Annotated in this window: 13 protein-coding genes; 5 read left to right on the top strand and 8 right to left on the bottom strand. The window is 46.9% G+C overall.

The window, feature by feature from the left end; genetic code table 11:
- Nucleotides 1-157 precede the first annotated feature (157 nt).
- Nucleotides 158-1,741, bottom strand: a complete 1,584-nt coding sequence (locus RIB93_RS25600) for a cation:proton antiporter (protein WP_446376955.1) — start codon at nt 1,739-1,741, stop codon at nt 158-160.
- 620 nt (nt 1,742-2,361) lie between these two features.
- On the opposite strand from RIB93_RS25600, the gene RIB93_RS25595 reads away from it, so the two are divergent.
- Nucleotides 2,362-3,507, top strand: coding sequence for a hypothetical protein (locus RIB93_RS25595; RefSeq protein WP_446376953.1), 1,146 nt, complete (start codon nt 2,362-2,364; stop codon nt 3,505-3,507).
- A 27-nt stretch (nt 3,508-3,534) separates the two neighbouring features.
- Here the strand turns inward: RIB93_RS25595 and RIB93_RS25590 are convergent, their stop codons facing one another.
- Both RIB93_RS25590 and RIB93_RS25585 read right to left on the bottom strand, forming a co-directional pair.
- Entirely contained in the window at nt 3,535-3,954 is a 420-nt protein-coding gene (locus tag RIB93_RS25590; protein WP_446376951.1) for an ExbD/TolR family protein, read from the bottom strand.
- Nucleotides 3,955-3,965: 11 nt separating this feature from the next.
- On the bottom strand, nt 3,966-4,883 hold the full coding sequence (locus tag RIB93_RS25585; RefSeq protein WP_446376949.1) for a serine/threonine protein kinase: 918 nt from the start codon (nt 4,881-4,883) through the stop codon (nt 3,966-3,968).
- Between the two features lie 112 nt (nt 4,884-4,995).
- On the opposite strand from RIB93_RS25585, the gene RIB93_RS25580 reads away from it, so the two are divergent.
- Nucleotides 4,996-5,601 (top strand): DUF3160 domain-containing protein, encoded by a 606-nt coding sequence (locus tag RIB93_RS25580; RefSeq protein ID WP_446376947.1) that lies wholly within the window; start codon nt 4,996-4,998, stop codon nt 5,599-5,601.
- A 481-nt stretch (nt 5,602-6,082) separates the two neighbouring features.
- On the opposite strand, the gene RIB93_RS25575 is transcribed toward RIB93_RS25580, so the two are convergent.
- Both RIB93_RS25575 and queA read right to left on the bottom strand, forming a co-directional pair.
- Nucleotides 6,083-7,366, bottom strand: a complete 1,284-nt coding sequence (locus RIB93_RS25575; protein WP_446376945.1) for a tetratricopeptide repeat protein — start codon at nt 7,364-7,366, stop codon at nt 6,083-6,085.
- Between the two features lie 107 nt (nt 7,367-7,473).
- A complete protein-coding gene (gene queA, locus RIB93_RS25570; RefSeq protein ID WP_446376943.1) occupies nt 7,474-8,619 on the bottom strand; it encodes a tRNA preQ1(34) S-adenosylmethionine ribosyltransferase-isomerase QueA in 1,146 nt (381 codons plus the stop codon).
- Nucleotides 8,620-8,889: 270 nt separating this feature from the next.
- On the opposite strand from queA, the gene RIB93_RS25565 reads away from it, so the two are divergent.
- Together RIB93_RS25565 and RIB93_RS25560 are read left to right on the top strand one after the other, a co-directional pair.
- Nucleotides 8,890-9,279 carry a hypothetical protein gene (locus RIB93_RS25565; protein ID WP_446349499.1) on the top strand — a complete coding sequence of 130 codons (390 nt, stop codon included), beginning with the start codon at nt 8,890-8,892 and terminating at the stop codon, nt 9,277-9,279.
- Between the two features lie 514 nt (nt 9,280-9,793).
- Nucleotides 9,794-10,297 carry a pentapeptide repeat-containing protein gene (locus RIB93_RS25560; RefSeq protein WP_446376941.1) on the top strand — a complete coding sequence of 168 codons (504 nt, stop codon included), beginning with the start codon at nt 9,794-9,796 and terminating at the stop codon, nt 10,295-10,297.
- 240 nt (nt 10,298-10,537) lie between these two features.
- Here RIB93_RS25560 and RIB93_RS25555 read toward each other — a convergent pair whose 3' ends face one another.
- The 3 genes from RIB93_RS25555 to RIB93_RS25545 all read right to left on the bottom strand — a co-directional run bounded on the left by RIB93_RS25555 (nt 10,538) and on the right by RIB93_RS25545 (nt 14,369).
- Entirely contained in the window at nt 10,538-12,286 is a 1,749-nt protein-coding gene (locus RIB93_RS25555; protein WP_446376940.1) for a DUF3685 domain-containing protein, read from the bottom strand.
- A gap of 68 nt (nt 12,287-12,354) precedes the next feature.
- Nucleotides 12,355-12,576: a hypothetical protein gene (locus tag RIB93_RS25550; RefSeq protein WP_446376938.1), complete on the bottom strand. Its 222-nt coding sequence runs from the start codon at nt 12,574-12,576 to the stop codon at nt 12,355-12,357.
- A complete protein-coding gene (locus tag RIB93_RS25545; protein WP_446376936.1) occupies nt 12,549-14,369 on the bottom strand; it encodes a hypothetical protein in 1,821 nt (606 codons plus the stop codon). The genes RIB93_RS25550 and RIB93_RS25545 overlap by 28 nt, the downstream gene beginning before the upstream one ends.
- Nucleotides 14,370-14,513: 144 nt before the next feature.
- Between RIB93_RS25545 and RIB93_RS25540 the strand changes: the two genes are divergently transcribed.
- Nucleotides 14,514-18,071 (top strand): pentapeptide repeat-containing protein, encoded by a 3,558-nt coding sequence (locus RIB93_RS25540; protein ID WP_446376934.1) that lies wholly within the window; start codon nt 14,514-14,516, stop codon nt 18,069-18,071.
- Nucleotides 18,072-18,301 lie beyond the last annotated feature (230 nt).

Genomic DNA, 18,301 nt, shown 5'->3' with positions numbered 1-18,301 from the left:
GTCAATAAATCGGGTTTATTTGGTGAAATGCCGAACAATAGAAGAAGATGTATCGGATCGATAAATGCCATTTGTTATTTGCACCAATAGATACGATCCCCCTTAGACGCGCCATGGCGCGTGGCGCGTCTGGTACAGTTCAAACTATTATCCAGTATCAGTCACTCTCAATCAGCTTTTCATCGGCTTCAATTAAGGCTTCCTGGAGTAAGGGGGAGAGGTTCTCAGTTAAACGTCCAGCGCGGATAAATTCAGCGTAGGTATCTGCCTCGATATCAACCATTCGTTCTTGCAGTTGTTCCATATCCAAGTTTTGTAACTGAGGATGGTGATGGAGTAATTTGTCAAGCTCGGTGTGAATACTTTCGAGTTGACCATCAACCAGTTTTATCTGATACTGACAAAATTCTGAATTCATTTCGTTGTTAGTCGTGGCTGACTTTAAGTAGTCTTTGACTCGATTGAGTGCCACACGACGAGCGATTGCCTCAGAATATTTCTGACGCAGAGGTTGATCCCCAATTAAATCCAGTTTTTCCAGGAGGAATTGAGTAGTTAACCCCTCAACTAACAGCGTAAACAGTACCACGCCAAAAACCGTAACAATAATATCTTGTCGTCCCTCCAAACTCACCGGAACACTTAAGGCTAGGGCAATGGAAACCGAACCCCGTAATCCGCCCCACCACAACACCGTTTGCTGTCGCCAACCTATATCAGACTTGGCAAGTCCATTGCTAATTGCCGCTAAGCCGTAAATTGAAATAGCGCGGGTGAAGAGAACGGCTCCAATGGCAACCCCAATTAAGCCGAGGTTTTGTCCCAAACGGGGAAAATCAATTTGGTCACCAATGAGGAGAAAGACAATTGAGTTGACAAAAAATGCCAGAAAATCCCAAAATTCGGAGACAATTAAGCGGGTGCGGGGGTTCATGCCAATTCGGGAACCAAAGTTGCCCAGCACTAACCCCACCGTAACCACACCAATTACTCCAGAACCGCCGAGTTCTTCGGTAATCAGGTAGGTGCCATAAGCAGAAACTAATGTCAGAGATTGTTCGACTAGGGGTAAATCGAAGCGTTGGGTGAGAAAGGAAATGCCAAACCCGATTAAGCAACCGACACCGATACCAATTCCGGCAAAGGTAAAGAATTGGGCAACTGTGGTGGATAGGGAAAATTCCTGCGTACCTAAGGGAATACCCACCAATAAGAGAAAGGCGACGACGGCGACACCATCATTAAATAAGCTTTCCCCTTCCATCAGGGTTTTCAGACGTTTATCCGCCCCCAGTTCCCGAAACAGGGCGATTACCGATACAGGATCAGTTGCAGCCAGACTCGCGCCGACTAATAATGCGATCGTCAGGGGTAATTCGGTAAATTGGGTAATGGTAAAGGCAATTCCCAGCACCGAAATCACCACCCCCACCACCGCAAAAAGAATCACGGGGATTAAATCCCGCCGCAAATCCCGCCAACGGATATTCCAGGCGGCTTCAAAGAGGAGGGGAGGGAGAAAAATCTCTAGAATCAGTTCCGGGGATAGGTTGACGAGGCGCACATCGACAAAGGCTAAACCTAAGCCGACAATAACCAGAAGTAAGGTATAAGGGATTTTGCGGAACAACGGAAAAATCCGGGAAACGGTGGCGACGCTGAGAGACACCGACAGTACCAAGAGAAATTGTTCCAGATTCTGCTCAATGGCAGCTTCGCTGATAGCGGATTCTACGGACATGAATAGAACTCCAAGGATACTGGCAATTTTGATATAACAGTACAACCTAGCGCAAGCAACACTATCTAGCGTAGGACTCTTTCCTTTCACCTATGCAATTGTAAGCAAAATTGAGGGAAAGTCACCCAGCCGACCATTAGCCTGATTGCTCTATTCCAATCACAGCAGAAGCATTATGTCAAGATAAAGATAGACTTTCCGTAAGTTCACTCAGACTCCCAAGGATTAATAATTGTAATCCCGCACCCGTGACGATTCACAGTTGGTCTACCTGTCTACCTTGTCTTACCTGAACCCCAATCTTAAAAAACCTACCCTTGTGAGGAGAGGGGCTGAGGGTGAGGGGTTGAGCTTAAGTTGACACGGATGGACACTGCCGTGTCCCTACAGATATAGCAGGTCGCGCTGGTGTATTTACAACTCCCTTCTCTGAAGCTGAGTCCAGATGGGATGTTCGTACAAACAAAGTGTAACTAGACCAGTGCGAAGCGCTATAGCTGTAAAACCCGTCCCTACCCACCCAATTATTGACAGACGAGTTTTGCCGCATCTCTACTGTCGGATGTGTCAAAATGAAACTTAATTGGGATTAAATCCTTGCTGCTTTTAACTAGGCTTGTATGAAATCGCCTGAGTTGCTGAAAAACTTACCGACTTCTGTACAGAAGGTGTGGCGACCTATGCTGCTGATTTCTGTGGTGTTGCACGGTATTGTGCTAATTTTACCTGTTCCTTCTACCTGGGAAACGTCGGAACCTGAAGAACAAGTTAAGGTGACACAGTTACCTTCTCTTTCTACATCACCTAAGTCTTCAGTAAATTCCGCTGAGGAACCCACAGGGGAAACGAGTCCAACGCCAAATCAACCGACTCCTTTCGTCTCAGCCTTTTCTAGTCAACCTAGGATTAACCCATTTCCTGACCCTATCCAACCGACTCCTGATATCAATCCTACGATTGAATTTTCTCCAGGAATTTTGGAAAATCATAAATCGTCACCCTCTCCATCACCATCTAGTTCTAAGGATGAAACTCAGACGATTGAAGAAAAAAATACAAAAAATACTGATCAGACTATAGATTCTGGAATTGATACCAATGATGTCAATGTGGAAGATCCGCTGAAAAAATTCCTCACAAATTTTCCGTTTCCGGAAGAGGCGGCGATGGGTTCGTTAGGTATACTTACTGGAGATGCAGATACATCAGCTCGTCATGTCCAGCAACCTTTAGGTCAGGTTATTAAATACTATGACAAGGAACTACCCGATCGCAATTATACTCTAGCTAATCCGAGTATAAATGACCCTGAATTCAAGGTTTATCAAGTTTCTCAAGATGATATATCTCAATATCTGCACTTATTTTTAAAGGAAGGAAATACGATAATTTTCCTCTCGAAAACACAACTTGATCGGGCAGATTTGCCTGGGTTAGAAGCGGAAAAAGCAGAAGAACGAGAATTGCGAAATATTCTGGAACAGATTATAGTAGCTGGTGAGTATACAAAAGAGCTGAATAGAGAAACTCAACAAGTATTGGCTGAGGGGGTTGATGGAAAATATAATTATTTGGGAACTGTTTATGAAAGAGATAGGGAACAGTTAAGTTCTCAGTTTGTCAGTCAACTTAAAGAGAAAGAGTTTACTGTTATGCCTTTGACTAATGATGGACTATATTACAGTGTTGAAAAGAATGATTTTAAGGGTTTTATTCAACTTATACCAACCCAGTCAGGACTAGCAATTATTAGCTTAGAGTTTTAGATTATTTTTGGTTTGAGTAGTTGTTTTTTAAGCGCCACTCTCAATCGCTAAAGAAACGCGATCGCCTCCCACATCCCGCAGTTTTGCCAGTAGCTGAATCACTTGCTCGTAGGGCAATTGACTATCGGCTTGCAAAAAGACAGCCCCTTGAGGATTTTGGGATAAATAGGTTTGTATTTGCTCAAACAATTGCTCTTGGCTAATCAGTTGATTATCGATGACCAGTTGTCCTTGTGAATTCAATTGTACAATTAAAGGAGTGGGCTTTTCCGGCGGCTGAGTTTGAGTATTTTCAGTATTAGGAAGTTGAACATTGACGCCTTCTTGAGTGGTTAACAGCATGGAAGTCATTACAAAAAATGCTAGAACTCCCATGATCACATTGAGCATAGGGATTAATTGAATGGACGGTATTGATGATTGGGTTTGCTGGGTTCTAAAACGCATGATTTAACAATTTAAATAAACATAATTGAAGGCTTTGAATTCTTCCCCTTCCGTTCATGGCTATCCTGTTGATTACTTTCCTCAAAGGGTATGTAGAAAACATCCTCCGAGGACGGCATTTCTGGTGTCTCTGGCTCAGTTGCTGGGTGGGTAGTAGGATTGACAGGAAACTCAGCCCCACTGGAAAACTGCTGCTTTTCTAAACAGGCTAAAATGGTTTGTGTGTTTTCTGGTCGATGCTCTGACAAGGGGGTCATTAAGCCATCGATAAAATTAGCTAAATTCTGGGAAATTAGGGGGGCATAATCCCGCCACGAAATGAGCTGATTTTCCGGTAAAGTTTCAAATTCTATGGGATGTCTACCTGTGAGTAAATGAACCAGGGTTCGCCCTAAAGCAAAAAAATCGGACTGGGGAGTGGCTGAACCTTCGATTTGTTCGGGTGCGGAATAGCCTTCAGAAATGACGCGAGTCATATCCTGGGATTCCAGAGTGTCGGGTTGAGTTGGTGTGACTTCTTTAACAGTGCCAAAGTCAATTAATACCAGTTGCCCATTGGGGCGGAGCATAATGTTGGAGGGTTTAATATCTCGATGAAAAAGCCCGTTTTGATGAACTTTGTCTATAATTTCTACAAGTTGGTGCAGCCATTCGATAGCGGTGGCTTCGGAAATGCGTCCATTTTCGGTTAACCATTGTTGTAAGTTTTGTCCTGGAATATGTTCCATGACGAGGCAATGCAAGGACATAAAACTGGATTTAGGCGCAAGGCTAAAGTAGCCATCTGGCTCAACTTTGGGAATTCCAGGATGTCTGAGCCACATCAAAATGCGGGCTTCTCGTTTGAAGAGACGAATCCAGTCGGGATGGTTGTATTGGAGGATTTTGATAACTTTTCGGGTACCCCAATTTTCGGGAGAGATAATCACGACATGAATGTAAAGGTTGGGGTTAATGTTTCACTTTAGACGTTTATATCCTAAATGGGTTGCTTGTGACCGTTGCAATTTAGCAACGGTTGCAAGTGCAACGGGTTGACGAATGACAACTTCCCAAGACCTGTTGAGTGGAGCAGTTAAGACAGTGGTTGACGAGCAGAATCCAGGCGTTTGGGATGACAGCATTTACATGAATTGGCTAGCTACATTGCGAGAACTCTCTGCACCCACCACAGACGAGAAGTATCCCGAAGCCATGCGTACCCGCGCTTGGGCGATGAAGACACTCAACACTCAACTGGCATCGTGGACACAATTGCGTCACGATACTATTTTATATGCCAAACAATCATACTCCATCAGCGTCTCCTGTTACTACCCAGCAGGTTTTGTCGAACCCAGACCGACGTTTTGGTCTCGCTTTGAAACCATGGCGCGACGAGCGGCTAATTTGATTGAAGAAATCCCTTTTCCAAAGGATGGGCAATATCTACAGCAAAGACAATCATCATTCTTAACAAATTTCGCCCAGAAGTTAGGAATACTGAAGCAGATTTCCGAGAAAGAATTGGCACAGGAGGAACTAACGGAAACGGAAACTCAATTCCTGAAAGATATTGTGGAAATTCATCGTGGTTATGCAGGAATTAAACGTTTGGTATTTAGGGCTTGCTGCACAAGCATGAAACCCTTACAAATAAAGGGTTAGGGCATGATTAAATGTGCATCAGGTGCAAGGCGAAAGAAACCCATAAGCTGGAAATCCTGGCAAGAATCTGAAGTCGCGATCGCATTGATAAAGGGTGCGTTACGCTCCGCTAACGCACCCTACTGGCTTGATTGAACATTTGTAGCCGCGACCATTTCTGCAATGCACTGTAACGCCTCTTGCAGTGCGATCGCGAAGTCTGACGCAAGCATGTCAGGTTGGCAAAAAATATCCCAGTTAACCCGCTCTGGTTGGGTTACTCTACCCTTCGGGTTCTCCTAGAGCGCCAGTCCCGTAATCCCAGCTATAAAGCAGTTTGCTCTGCTATGCGGTACATTGTCGATCCCCCTAAATCCCCCTTAAAAAGGGGGACTTTGATCTACTGTACTTTATTACAGCGCAAAGCGCTATAAAGCAACCAGGGTCATTCTGGCGCCCATCCTCAACCGAAAAGGCTCTTGACTATTAGTGAACCGACGCTCTAAGGTTCTTCGGTTATTGCAGGCATTGGCTGGAATGAATTGGGCAATGGGTTGGATGAGATATTAAGTTGGGTCAGATACTGGTCAACCGCATCAATTTTCTCCAAATTACCTTCTTCAATAAACAAGTTCCTGGCTTCTAACAGGAAAGAAACCGCCTCTTGTCCCCGTCCAACTTGCTGGAGGGCTATTCCCAGATTGTAAAATGCGAGTGATAGTTTGGGATTGAGTAGAATGGCTTGTTGATATTCGGAAATCGCGTCCTCATACTGCTGATTTCGATGCAGTGCTACGGCTAAATTGTAGTGTGCCAGCGAATCGTAAGGATCGAGTGATATGGCGCGTTCCAGTGCCGCGATCGCGTCCTCGTATTCGCCATTTTTAATCAGTGCGGCTCCCAATTGGCGATAAGCATCCACATTGTCAGGATCGAGCTGCGTTACCCAATCAAATCTGCGAATAGCTTCTTCTGCATCCCCTTGTTGCAGAAAAATTAGCCCCAGTCGATAGTGAGCCGATGCAAATCGGGAATTGATTTGGGTTGCTCTGAGAAAAGAATTTTTGGCTTCGGTAATCTGGTTTTGTTGAGCCAGTAGCAATCCGAGTTGGTAATGGGCTTGTACGAATTGGGAATCGTTGCGAAGGGCTTGCCGTAGTGCCGCGATCGCGGAATCGACTTGGTTTTGTTTGGCGAGTAGTAATGCCAAATTGTACTTAGCCACCGCTGAGTTAGGATTGAGGCGAACGGCTTGTGTGTATTCACTCAGCGCTGCTTCAGTATCACCGACTGCTTCTAATGCTAAGCCCAAATTATAGCGAGCGGCGGCTAAACTGGGATTAAGATCGATCGCCTGTTGATAGGCACTAATCGCTTCCTCGATATTGCCTTGCTGGTATAACATTAAACCTAGATTGTAATGTGCCTCTGGCATATTCGGATCGAGACCAATCGCCATCTGGTATTGTTCAGCGGCTGAGTCAATTTGACCTTGCTGAAACAGGGCATTCCCCAGTAAATACCGTGCCATCGGGATAAACGGATCTTCCTGTAGGGCTTTGCGAAAGGCTAACTCGGCGGCTTTGAAGTCGCTGCGATTATAGCGCATGACTCCTTGTTGAAAAAATGTCGCCGCTTCTAGGTCATTCGTGTATAGTCCCTCAACTAACTGCTTACTGTGCTGGCGCTTGGGTAGACTATTGGACAAGGCGGGACTAACCGACAGGAAACTGAGTGCGAATAGGGCGGCGGCAAGTCCAAAGCGGAAGTGGTAGTGTTTAGACATGGTAGAAGACGATTGGGAAATTGAATAAGGAATGTGGGCGGGGGAAAGGGTGTATAGCGTCCTATCTTACTTAATAGTGCCAATTTCACTCCCCGATTGGTTGCCTTTTAATGGTTAACCGCTTCTGGCAAAATCAGCATGGCATCACCAAAGGAATAAAATCGATAATTATACGCGATCGCTTCAGCATACAACTTCAACAGTCGTTCTCTGCCAATCAATGCACTCACTAGCATCAACAAGGTAGAACGGGGCAAGTGAAAATTGGTAATCAACCCATCGACCACCCGCCACTGATAGCCGGGATAAATAAATAATTCAGTTTTGCCACAATAGGGCTGCAACTCCCCACTCGTCGCCACCCCCTCCAACGCCCTAACCACAGTTGTACCAACGGCAATCACCCGCCCCCCGGCGGCTTTGGTTTGCTGAATTTTTGCCACCGTTGCGGCGGATACCTCCAACCATTCGCCATGCATTTGATGATTCGTTACATCTTCGATTTCCACCGGGCGAAATGTACCAACACCAACGTGCAAGGTAATCGACGCCTGCTCAATTCCGCTGCTGTGACACCGTTCCAAAAGTTCAGGGGTGAAATGTAATCCGGCTGTCGGTGCGGCTACTGCACCAGGGATTTGGGCGTATACGGTTTGATACTGATCGGGTGTGGCTTGAGAGTGGGTGATGTAAGGCGGAAAAGGCACTTGACCGTAGTCGGGTAACAGGGTGACTAGGGACTGCCCCTTGGGTAGGTCAAACTGCAATAGACGCCCACTGGTTGCATCATCTCTGGCGATAATTTTTGCCTTCAGGGGAGATCTATTCTTTATATTGTCCTGTCTTGGTGTTTCTGTATCGTCTGAAGATAGGGGAGTCTTCCCATGACTTGCCGGAACAATAGGTTGATCAGGTTCAAAGACTATCGTTGAACCCACTTTTAGCCGTCGTCCTGGTTTCACCAATGCCAACCAACAGTTCTGTCCCCGTTCCTCCAGCAATAACACTTCCACCGGCGTACCCGTTACCTTCCGACCATAAAGTCGAGCTGGGATTACACGGGTATTATTCAAAACCAACAAGTCGCCGGAACGCAATAACTGAGGTAAATCTCGGAAAATGCAGTGTTGGTGCTGAGTTGGAGACTCAACCACGAGCAAACGAGAACTATCTCTAGGGGAAATCGGTGTTTGAGCAATCTGACCCTCTGGCAGATCATAGTTATAGCTGGAAAGCAATAGGTCATTCGTCATTGGTGGTTCTTCGGATCAAGTACAGCTTATGAGCAATTTTTGATAAATTGGGTAGGTAATAAACGGGTTAGGGTTTTAGCTCTACTCTATACCGCGACTTGTCTTGTGCCATCGGGTACTAATCCCCAAAGACACAAGACCAAGAACTAAAATAACGGAATTGGGTATGATCCCCCAGTTGAGAGCGGGGGCTTTTCCCCTACCAATTCCTGATCCCCGTTGTCAGAATGAAGGTATAGCACTTCCTTGGACTCCACCCCTAGCTGCCCTATGGATTACCTTTATTTTTTAGCCAATGCGAGTTTAACGTTACGAGTGGTTGAGTACCTCCACTCCATGATCCAGCTTCCCGTTCAATATACAACAGTGATTCATCAAATTGATGGTTGGGTCATTAAAGTTAAAATGAACCATCCCCTCACGCCTCAGCAACATGGAGATTTCCAAGCCTTCATGCGCGAATTGGGAATTCCGTTCCAACCCGACATGCGATTGCAAATGGCGTTTTGGAGCCTCGATACCGGGCAATCTCCAATCGATGTCATGCGTCGCTACCAAGTCGCTGTGGTATCTCATGGTAACCCTGACAAGACTGATATTGAAGCGTTTCGCCAACAGTTTACCATGGGACTAGGATACTGCCCAGAAACTTTAGCCTAAGGAGTTACCCATTCATCAGCCTTCACTATCAAGGCAAGCCCAAACCATCATGCCTTTGTCGGGGCAAGTTTAGCCATTTCAGGGGTGATTAGCTGTAATTAAAAAGCTGGACACCTTTAACCTTGAGTAAGTCTTATGTAACGGAGTCTGATCCAGGCGCATATTATATCTTAACTATCACCAATAAAGCCGGAAGCCTACGCTCCTCTAATATTTGAGCGTAGGTTGTTTATGTTGAATAGGTAGAGAAAATTAAAGTTAACGGGGGGATCATCATTTCCCCATCTCCCCCTCTGCACCTCCACACCTCCGCTCCCCTACTCCCCCTTGTGACGTTTATCACTCATGAGCGTTGCCTTGCGTCAGCTGTCTTCGATTTTCCGGTCACGCTTAACACAGATTTCAGTATAGCTTTAACTGCGATCAAGTTCACCTTTTATTAAGATTTAGTTCAATTACTTTTTCCCCGAAGTAACGGAAAATTGCAACGTTAATTTATCGGGGATATAACAGTATGCAGCTTGCTTATTTCTGTATGGGCAAAGAACCCATAGAGCCTTGTATCCATCATATCCAAAGCCGTCGATTTAGCCCATATAAATCGATAAAAATGACAGCAGAGGAATTGCTACAACGGTATGCAGCCGGACAACGGGATTTTCAAGGTGTCAATTTAAGTGACGAAGTTCTCAGTTGGGCAGATTTGACGGGAGCGAATTTGAGTGGAGCAAATTTGAGTGGAGTAATTCTGAATTGGGCTAACCTCAGTCAAGTTAAGTTGAGATGTGCAAACTTGAGCAACTCTGATTTAAATTGGGCGAACCTGGAACGGGCAGATTTACAGGGAGCAAATTTGAGTGGTGCAGAGGTGAGTGCCGCTAATCTGAATGGAGCCGATTGGAGTGGAGCCATTATGCCTGATGGTACAATCTGGTCTGAACAAAATGGTAGTCAAGATTCCCGGTTTCTATCCTGGTTGGTTAGATTCTTTAGGCAAGAAAACAATCGCGATTTCTGATTAGAACTTGTCCTACATCCAGGTTAAGCAAAGGGCGGGTTTAGTCATGTTATCAGTTTGAACCAAAACGTTATCAGTTAAACCCGCCCCTACGCTATTTACATAACTTAATATAGTTGATTTTATTTCCACCAACCTACTTAGTCGATCACAAACTTTGCTCCCTTGCTCCTCAGCTCCCCTGCTCCTCGGCTCCCCTGCGATCGCAACCGAAAACGTTTCGGTTTATTGAACTTAGTTTCACTTCCCCCGTTCCCCATTTTTACCAAACCATGTATCTTGCCATGCACTACCCACGCCTTGAATAACTCCCCGTATAATTAAACCAATTCCTCGTCCTAAGACTTGCGTTAAAACATAAACTACGCCTTTACCAACCCAGCCGACTGTCCCCCGTAAACGTGGCGCGATCGCATCCCGAATTTCATAGGCAATGGTGACGGCTAGCTGAGTACCCTGTAGTTGTTCTAATTCTTGACGTCGAGGGGAATAAATGGCGATTTTTTTGATACCAATTTCGCTCAAAACAAATAAATCATAGCGGCTTTCAAAAATGGATTGGGGTTCATCGATATATTTGTTTCGCCGATATTTCCAGGATAAATCATTTCTAAATCTGGTAATTTCTCGTGAGGACATTAACCGTTTATCATAAAAATCATGCTTAACAATTTCAATATCAGAAAATTCGTTTAACAGGGGTTGGATTATCCCATTAGCCACTTGAATAATTAGATTTTGCAACAATAATTCTGCTCGCGCCATTGCTTCTGGCGTATGGGCAGGATAGGATACATTATCAATCATCAAAGGTGCTTCAAAGAGGCGATTCCCTAATAACTCTATCACCAAAGGAATTTTATCCAAAATAGCCGTTTGCACGACATCCCGATCTTGCCGCAAAATGTCAACCATTTCGATGGTTTGATTGCCGATAACTAAGGTTGAGTATTGACCAAAAAAGTCAGAGAGAGAAACCTGCCATAAATCATGTAATAAGCGCGATCGCTTCGGGGTCAATTGCTCCATTGTTACCTGGGAAAAGCGCAAAGCATCCAGCATCTCCTCGAACTTGTATAAAACAGTACGCAGTAATTCCTGGCGTCTCTCCACTTGCAAAATATCGATTTCCAAGGGAGTATTCGTCAGATTTGCCAAACTCGAATCTAGTTTGGTCAATGTCATCGCTTGGGGTGTAGACGGTTGAAACTGCAATGCCTCAGAGGAGGTTTTGGATAAGGCACTCGTGGGGGATGGGCGCAGACGATTTTGGGGGGCAGGAGGACGAGATGATGAAGGATTTAAACGTGGCTGAGGTTCGGCAGGGCTATTACTATTATTAGAGTGAACAAGTCCGGAATCGGTTGGTAATAGTTGATTCACCAGCCAACGGGCTGTCAATAACTCTCGACGGCGTCCCGTCCAAAATAGCCAATCCAGGCGGGATAAATTGCCTTGTTGGAGTTGTGCTGTTACCTGTTTTAACGCGGCTTCAATTTGTTGTAATCCTGACTGGCGTAATTGGGTATGCCAGCGTGGGGGAGGTAATGAATTGGCGGGGGTGGGTAACATTTGCCAGTAGGATTCACCCGCTTTGACTTGTCGAATGGCTTCCACAATTAAGTTGATGGCATATCCTTTAGCACAGTACCCTTCCACTCCTAAACCTTTGGCGGCGGTGAGTTGATTGGGTTCAGATGGAGCGGTTAGCAATAAGATGGGTAGGTTGGGATAATCTGTCTTAAGTTGTTGGCACAAGGATAGTCCGGTTAGGGGACTGCTGAGCGATCGCCCTAGTGCCAAGTCTAAGATAATTAAATTAACTCCTTCTTGGGGGAGTAAGCTGGTTAAACGTTCCAAGGCTGCCGTTGCTGTATCCACCTCAGCCACGATATCTAAATCAGCAAAGGCTTCCAGGGCTGTGACTAAACCTAATCGGAAAATTGGGTCATCGTCAATAAGTAGGATTTGAGTGGATTGATTTGTCATTGGTCATTCGTTATTCGTTATTCGTTATTTGTCTTATGTCATTCGTTATTTGTCTTATGTCATTCGTCTTATGTTGATTGTTCATGGTTCATTGTTGATTGCAAATCTTCTCCCCCATCTCCCCCAGCTCCCCCAGCTCCCCCATCTCCCCCATCTCCCCCAGCTCCCCCAGCTCCCCCAGCTTCCCCAGCTCCCCCAGCTCCCCCAGCTCCCCCAGCTCCCTCTGCTCCCTCTGCTCCCTCTGCTCCCTCTGCTCCCTCTTCTACCCTCCATTCTGTTGGGATTTCCAAAGAGCGATCGCGGCTTGGGCTTGTTGGTAAAGTGCCCGTTCTGGGGGAATCTGGGCGGCGGTGGCGATCGCGGCGTCAAATCGTCCTTGGGCGGCTAGGGCGGCGGCGGCTTCGAGGATGGGACGATCTTGGGCGGTTTGGATTTGGGCAACCCATTGGGCGATCGCGCTTTGAGCTTCAGCATACAGCATTCGACCGGGACGAATCTGATTGGCGGTGGAAATGGCGGCGATTAAATCTCGGCGTTGGGCGAAGGCGCGGGCTAAGTCGAGGATGGGTTGATCCTCTAGGGTTTCGATTTGGCGATTCCATTGGGCGATCGCGCTTTGGGCTTCGGGGCGTAAAGGTTGACCTGGCTCAATTTTACGGGCTTGGGTGACGGCGGCGTTTAATTGATCAATGGTGCCACCTGTGGCAAGCTGTTGGGCGGTTCTGAGGGTATTGCGATCGTCGATATGTTGAATCTGTTTGCGCCACTGGGCAATGTGTGTCTGTGCTTCGATACGCTGGGGGCGATCAGGTGTGATCAGCGCAGCTTGTTCAATCGCCATCTGTAGCAGGGGGCGTTGCTCAAAGCTGGCAGTTATTTTGGCAAGGCGTAACTGGAGGCGATCTTGGAGTTGAGCCTCCCACTGAATCGCTTGGGCGGCGGCTGACGTTTGCACCGGACTTTTGTCATCCAGTTGGCGAACAGCGGTTAAGGCGTCAATGAAGGCGAGGATAGTGTTTTGTTGCACCAGTTTTCCGGCCTGCCCTAAACGTAACCAATCTTGAGCCTCTTGATACAGGGAGGTATTAATCGGAATCCCTTGAGCAACCTCAATCACCCCCTGATACTCTTGATTTTGGAAGCGAGTGGCAGCAATTTGGAGTAATGTGCGACTCCAATTCGACAGATCACTCTGGGCTTGGGCTTTAATATAGCTATTAGGATCGACCTTGGCTGCTAACGCGATCGCTTGTTCGATCTTTGGCAGTTGATTCGATTTGGCTAAATCCCGCGCCTCTTGCAGTTGTGTCCACGCCTGTTTTTCTGCCGCCAACTGTTGGGTCAGGGTATCATAGCGGGATACACTCCAGTATTGGTCATTCAGGCGTGACAGTTGGCTGATTAGTTTAGCCGCCTGCTGCCAGTTTTGTACTTTCAGGGCATCTTGAACCTGACTGACAATTGCCTGAGCCTGGATTCGTTCCTGTTTCCAGGTGGCGATTTGGACTTGAGCTTCAGGATACAGGGGACTACTTACAGGGATTTGCATCGCCATTTTCAGGGCATCGGTATAGTTTCCCTGATTCAGGGTTTCCCGGGCAAATTGCAGTACCATTTGAGACCATTCCCGCAGCAGTTGCTGTGCCTGGGGATACAGGGAATGGTTGGGCGACCAATATTGCACGATCGCGATCGCCTCTAGAAGTTGCTCAAATTCTCCGGATTGGGCAGCCAGTTGAGCGCAGTATAATCGTTCGCTATCCGGGGATAAAGGAGAAATGCGTTGGCAATTTGCCGGAGGTGGCAGTTTGGTGAGTAATAATGTACCACCAATGACCATACTGCCGACAACGGACACGATCATCAACCACAGCAATGACCACCGCAAAAACACACCTTGGCGGCGTTTGTAGGCTGGGTTTGAGCGCCTGTCTCTGACAACTTTAGCGTTTAAGTGTTCCGTTTCTGCTAAACTCGATGCCTTAGAGCCTCTTGCCAGTCGGATGACTAACTTATGTCCCCGAGGTTGGCGAGTAGGCAGGGAAGTATGGAGATGAAATCGGGGCAAGTCTCGTTTGGACACAGATAGAAAACAACTGATAATTCATTGTTCACCGTTTATTGTCCATCATTGTATTCCCAATCAACCGTAAAATTGGGTGATTCGCAATCCGTTCAATAGAGTCCACAATAAGATGAGGAATCGTTTTGGAGTAGTTAGGGTGGCATGAGGCTGAGCATTCGCCATTGGCTAGCAGAACGCCACATTGAACTTGCCCAACTGGGACAGGATAACGCCCAGTTGGCGGGCATTGCGTTTCGCATTGCCCAAGACATGGAGGTTAAGAGTCTGAATCCCTTTGCGATTAGTGTCTTGACCGAAGTGTTGGAGTTACCATTAACCGTCGCTTGGCAAGTCGCGCCGATTTTGTCTCAGTTAACGGTGGGGTTGCTGCGGATTTTGAGTCGCAAGAAGCCCTTACGCCGGAGTGAAGGCACCTGGCTGAGTTTTCAGGTGGCGTATCTGAACGCATTACAAGGAATTTTAGAGCAAGAAGCTCAACTGCGAAGACCCTGGGTGAACCGCGCCCAAGTCCCGGCGTCACCGAATATTGATGAACCTCTGGTTGATCCCCAATTAATTGCTCTGCTGAAAACCCTGCGCCCCGGACGTCTCAGTGATTCCCAAGCCGAACAAGCCCTATCATCTGTGGCAAATTCCTTTCTGGTGCAGCAGATGAATAATTTAGCGATCGCCTGGTTTGTGGCGAATGGGGCAGAGGAAACCGAAGCGAAGTTATTAACCCAACGGTTGAGTAATGGACTCGCGGGTCATTTACTCAAGGTGATTGCCGAAAATGCGCTACCCTTGGCGCAACTGCAAAAGTTTGTCCGGTTAGGTCATTTAAGTAACACCCTCAACACCCCTCCAGAAGAGGATGAGGAGGAAGAGTTTTCCACGCCCCAATTGACCCTGGATTTAGATCGAGAATATTATCGGGCGGAACTTTCCCGGTCCTTAAGCGAACCCTTATTTGCTGAACCCTTTTCCCTCAAGGAAATCTACGTGTCCCTGAACGGCAGACGCCTCCCTACCACCCTGGGACAAGAAAACCGGGAACGACGTCGCAAAAAAGATCTTGACCCTGCCTATCTCGCTGCTGCTTCCTCGCCACCAACGGATTTAATGGCATGGGTGATGTCTCAACTGAATGATAAAAACAGTATTGCGGTGATTGAAGCCGATGGTGGCTGTGGTAAGACCAGTTTCTGTCAAATGTTAGCTGCACGGGTAGCGCAAGAGCTTTATCCCCAGTGGATGCCTGTGATTATTCGCCTGCGGGATGTTACGTTAGGTCAAACCTTGGAGCAAACCTTGGAGACAGCCTTCCCGGTGGGACGGTTCACAGATACAGACGGGTGGTTCTCTCGCAGTTCCCCCCCTTGTTTGCTGATTTTAGATGGCTTGAATGAATTGCCCCGTTCTCCCCAGACGGAGCGTCACTTGTGGACATTTATGGATCAGGTGATGCGATTCCATACTCAGAAGAGCGGATCAAATTCGCCTCGCCACAAGATTATCCTTACCAGTCGCCCGGTGACCTTGGATGGCGTGTTGGCGCGTAGGTATCGCCATAGTAGTCTACCGCCGCTGCAAAGCCGACTCCAGCGCATCGCCATTGAACCGATGGCGAAGGAGGAATTCCGCAAGTGGTTTCTCCAGTGGGCAAAACTGCAATCTAAATCAATTGCCCAGTCGTACTTTAACTTCTTAAAACATGGTGGCGTATTTCAGCCGCAATCTCCGAATCCTGATTTAGTGGCGCTGCTGACTCGTCCCCTGATGCTGTATTTGGTGGGAATTTTACATCGAGATGCCTTAATTGACGATCGCATCTTTAAAATGAGTCCGGCTGAGGTTAAGTTTGAAATCTATGACCGGATATGTCGCTGGTTGCTGGGGGAAGCGACGAGTGGGAGTGGACCGCCCTTGGAGTTAATTCGCGAAGGCTTTTCCCATGCAGGGCGTTCCCTAGAAGCGATCGCCAATCTCTTGGAAGGACGTTCCCCGCAACAGTTACGCCGTCAAATGCAGGGGACAGCCCTGACGATTTTGCAGACGGGTCAGAATCAAGTGACACAAACGGTAATCCAGAATCGGTTCCAGAATCAAGAAACGACGCCTGAGTCTTTTAACCAACCCCTACCCACGTTCTTTTTCCGCACCCAGCCCAGAGACAAAGCCGGAGACTGGGTGAAGTCCTTACCGCGCCAATCATTTTCGTCCCAGAAAGCGGCATCAGCCCCCCTCTCCATTGAGTTTTCTCACCCTAGTTTAGGCGACTATTTAGCTGCCGAAGAAATTGCCCTGCAACTGAAGGCATTAACGCAAAAGCTGCCGAACCAGTACGGGGAAGTCGCCTTTGGGATTGACTCCTCTTCCCATGTGGCTGAACATCTTTATCAGTTGTTGGGGTATGGTTTGTTGTCTCCTCAAATTGAGGAATTGGTGATTGAGAGACTACGACGAGAGCAACAGCGCAATGCGGACGCCTTTTCCTTCCCGGTATTATTTCAACGACTCTATCGCTTTTATCGCGCCTACTGTCGCGGACGATGGTTTGATGAAGGGGTGGCTCATCGGGTTCACGAACAGTTGCGGGATTTGAACAATCCCTTGAATACGTTACAAATTGATGCCACCGTGGGATTAAATGTCTTTTTAGTCCTCTGTTCAGCCACCAGAGAAGCCAATCTCCCCTTCTGGCCCTGTGGCAATCCAGAGATTCCCCAGGACTTTGATGCTGATCAATTGTTAAGTTTTATGGGTCGTACCGTTGCCCTATCTCCTACCACATTTTGGCAACGGGCGAGACGCAGTTTGGCTCAGATTCATTTACCCCAAGCTTGTTTAAATCGGGTAATGCTGGCAGAGGCGAATCTTGTCCATGCCGATTTATCGACGGCTGAGTTAAGTGGGATTAATTTAGCAGCAGCTAATTTACAACAGGCAAATTTAGCCTGGGCAAGTTTAGTCGGGGCAAATTTAGCGGATGCGGATCTCAAAGGGGCGCAATTAGAAGGGGCGAATTTATTGGGGGCAGATCTGCGGGGTGCTAATTTAACGTCAGCGAATTTAACCAATGCTTGTTTAGTCGATGCCCAGTTAGATGAACCGAATAAACAGTTTGCGGTTAAAAGTGGAGCGTTCTTTTCCTGGGACGAGTTTCAATCCTATTACCAATCTTTGGTTGTCTCTCCCTTCGTCAAAACCATCGAAGAGGAGCATTTGTTTGAAGATGATCCGATGATTTTCATTGAGAGTGCCGAAGGGGAACTCATGTTACCAACAATTTACTCGCAAGGGAGCGATCGCTATGATGGGGAAACTGAACAGTTTGACCGTGAGCGGTTAAATGACCAAGCTACAGTGTCGGAAACGGATCAGTATGCTGGGGAGACAGCCCAAGTGGATGAGTGGGTAACTGAAGCCCCGGTGTCGGATACAGAGCAGTATAGTGGCGATACGCAGCAATTGGACGAAATGGGACACCACCCGTCTGATACAGAGCAGTATAGTGGCGATACACAGCAATTAGACGAAATGGGACAACGCTCCTCTGTGTCGAATACAGAGCAGTATGCTGGGGAGACAGAACAGATCGACGATTGGCAATTCTCCGAGTCGGAAACTGAAGAGGAACAGTTAGAAGCGGGTGCGGAACAAGAGACTGGCGTGTTTCATGAAGATACGATTATGTTGGATGAGGAGGATGATTATTAGTCATTTGTCTTATGTCATTTGTCTTATGTCAAGGTTTGAGGAACATTTACAGAACCTAACATCGTTTTGTTTATTTTCACCAACCTACTTAGGGCTTGCTGCACAACCTAGAAACCCTTATCCATCAATACTTTGAGGCTTATGGGCAGTGGATAAAGTGCAAGGAAATGGGGTAGCATCCTTCATAAGTATGGCATCACCTTACTCAGGGAAAATGTACCCTTGCTCCC

Origin of the sequence: Coleofasciculus sp. D1-CHI-01, from assembly GCF_040218875.1 — a bacterium.
Classification (GTDB): Bacteria; Cyanobacteriota; Cyanobacteriia; order Cyanobacteriales; family Coleofasciculaceae; genus Coleofasciculus.
The sequence above is the reverse complement of the archived record's forward strand: the minus strand, read 5'-3'. Positions and strand labels throughout refer to the sequence as shown.

Bases quoted from the DNA above. Each gene is read 5' to 3' on its own strand.
- RIB93_RS25600 (WP_446376955.1), bottom strand. From the start codon at position 1,741: ATGTCCGTAGAATCCGCTATCAGCGAAGCTGCCATTGAGCAGAATCTG.
- RIB93_RS25595 (WP_446376953.1), top strand. From the start codon at position 2,362: ATGAAATCGCCTGAGTTGCTGAAAAACTTACCGACTTCTGTACAGAAG.
- RIB93_RS25590 (WP_446376951.1), bottom strand. From the start codon at position 3,954: ATGCGTTTTAGAACCCAGCAAACCCAATCATCAATACCGTCCATTCAA.
- RIB93_RS25580 (WP_446376947.1), top strand. From the start codon at position 4,996: ATGACAACTTCCCAAGACCTGTTGAGTGGAGCAGTTAAGACAGTGGTT.
- RIB93_RS25575 (WP_446376945.1), bottom strand. From the start codon at position 7,366: ATGTCTAAACACTACCACTTCCGCTTTGGACTTGCCGCCGCCCTATTC.
- queA (WP_446376943.1), bottom strand. From the start codon at position 8,619: ATGACGAATGACCTATTGCTTTCCAGCTATAACTATGATCTGCCAGAG.
- RIB93_RS25565 (WP_446349499.1), top strand. From the start codon at position 8,890: ATGGATTACCTTTATTTTTTAGCCAATGCGAGTTTAACGTTACGAGTG.
- RIB93_RS25560 (WP_446376941.1), top strand. From the start codon at position 9,794: ATGCAGCTTGCTTATTTCTGTATGGGCAAAGAACCCATAGAGCCTTGT.
- RIB93_RS25555 (WP_446376940.1), bottom strand. From the start codon at position 12,286: ATGACAAATCAATCCACTCAAATCCTACTTATTGACGATGACCCAATT.
- RIB93_RS25540 (WP_446376934.1), top strand. From the start codon at position 14,514: ATGAGGCTGAGCATTCGCCATTGGCTAGCAGAACGCCACATTGAACTT.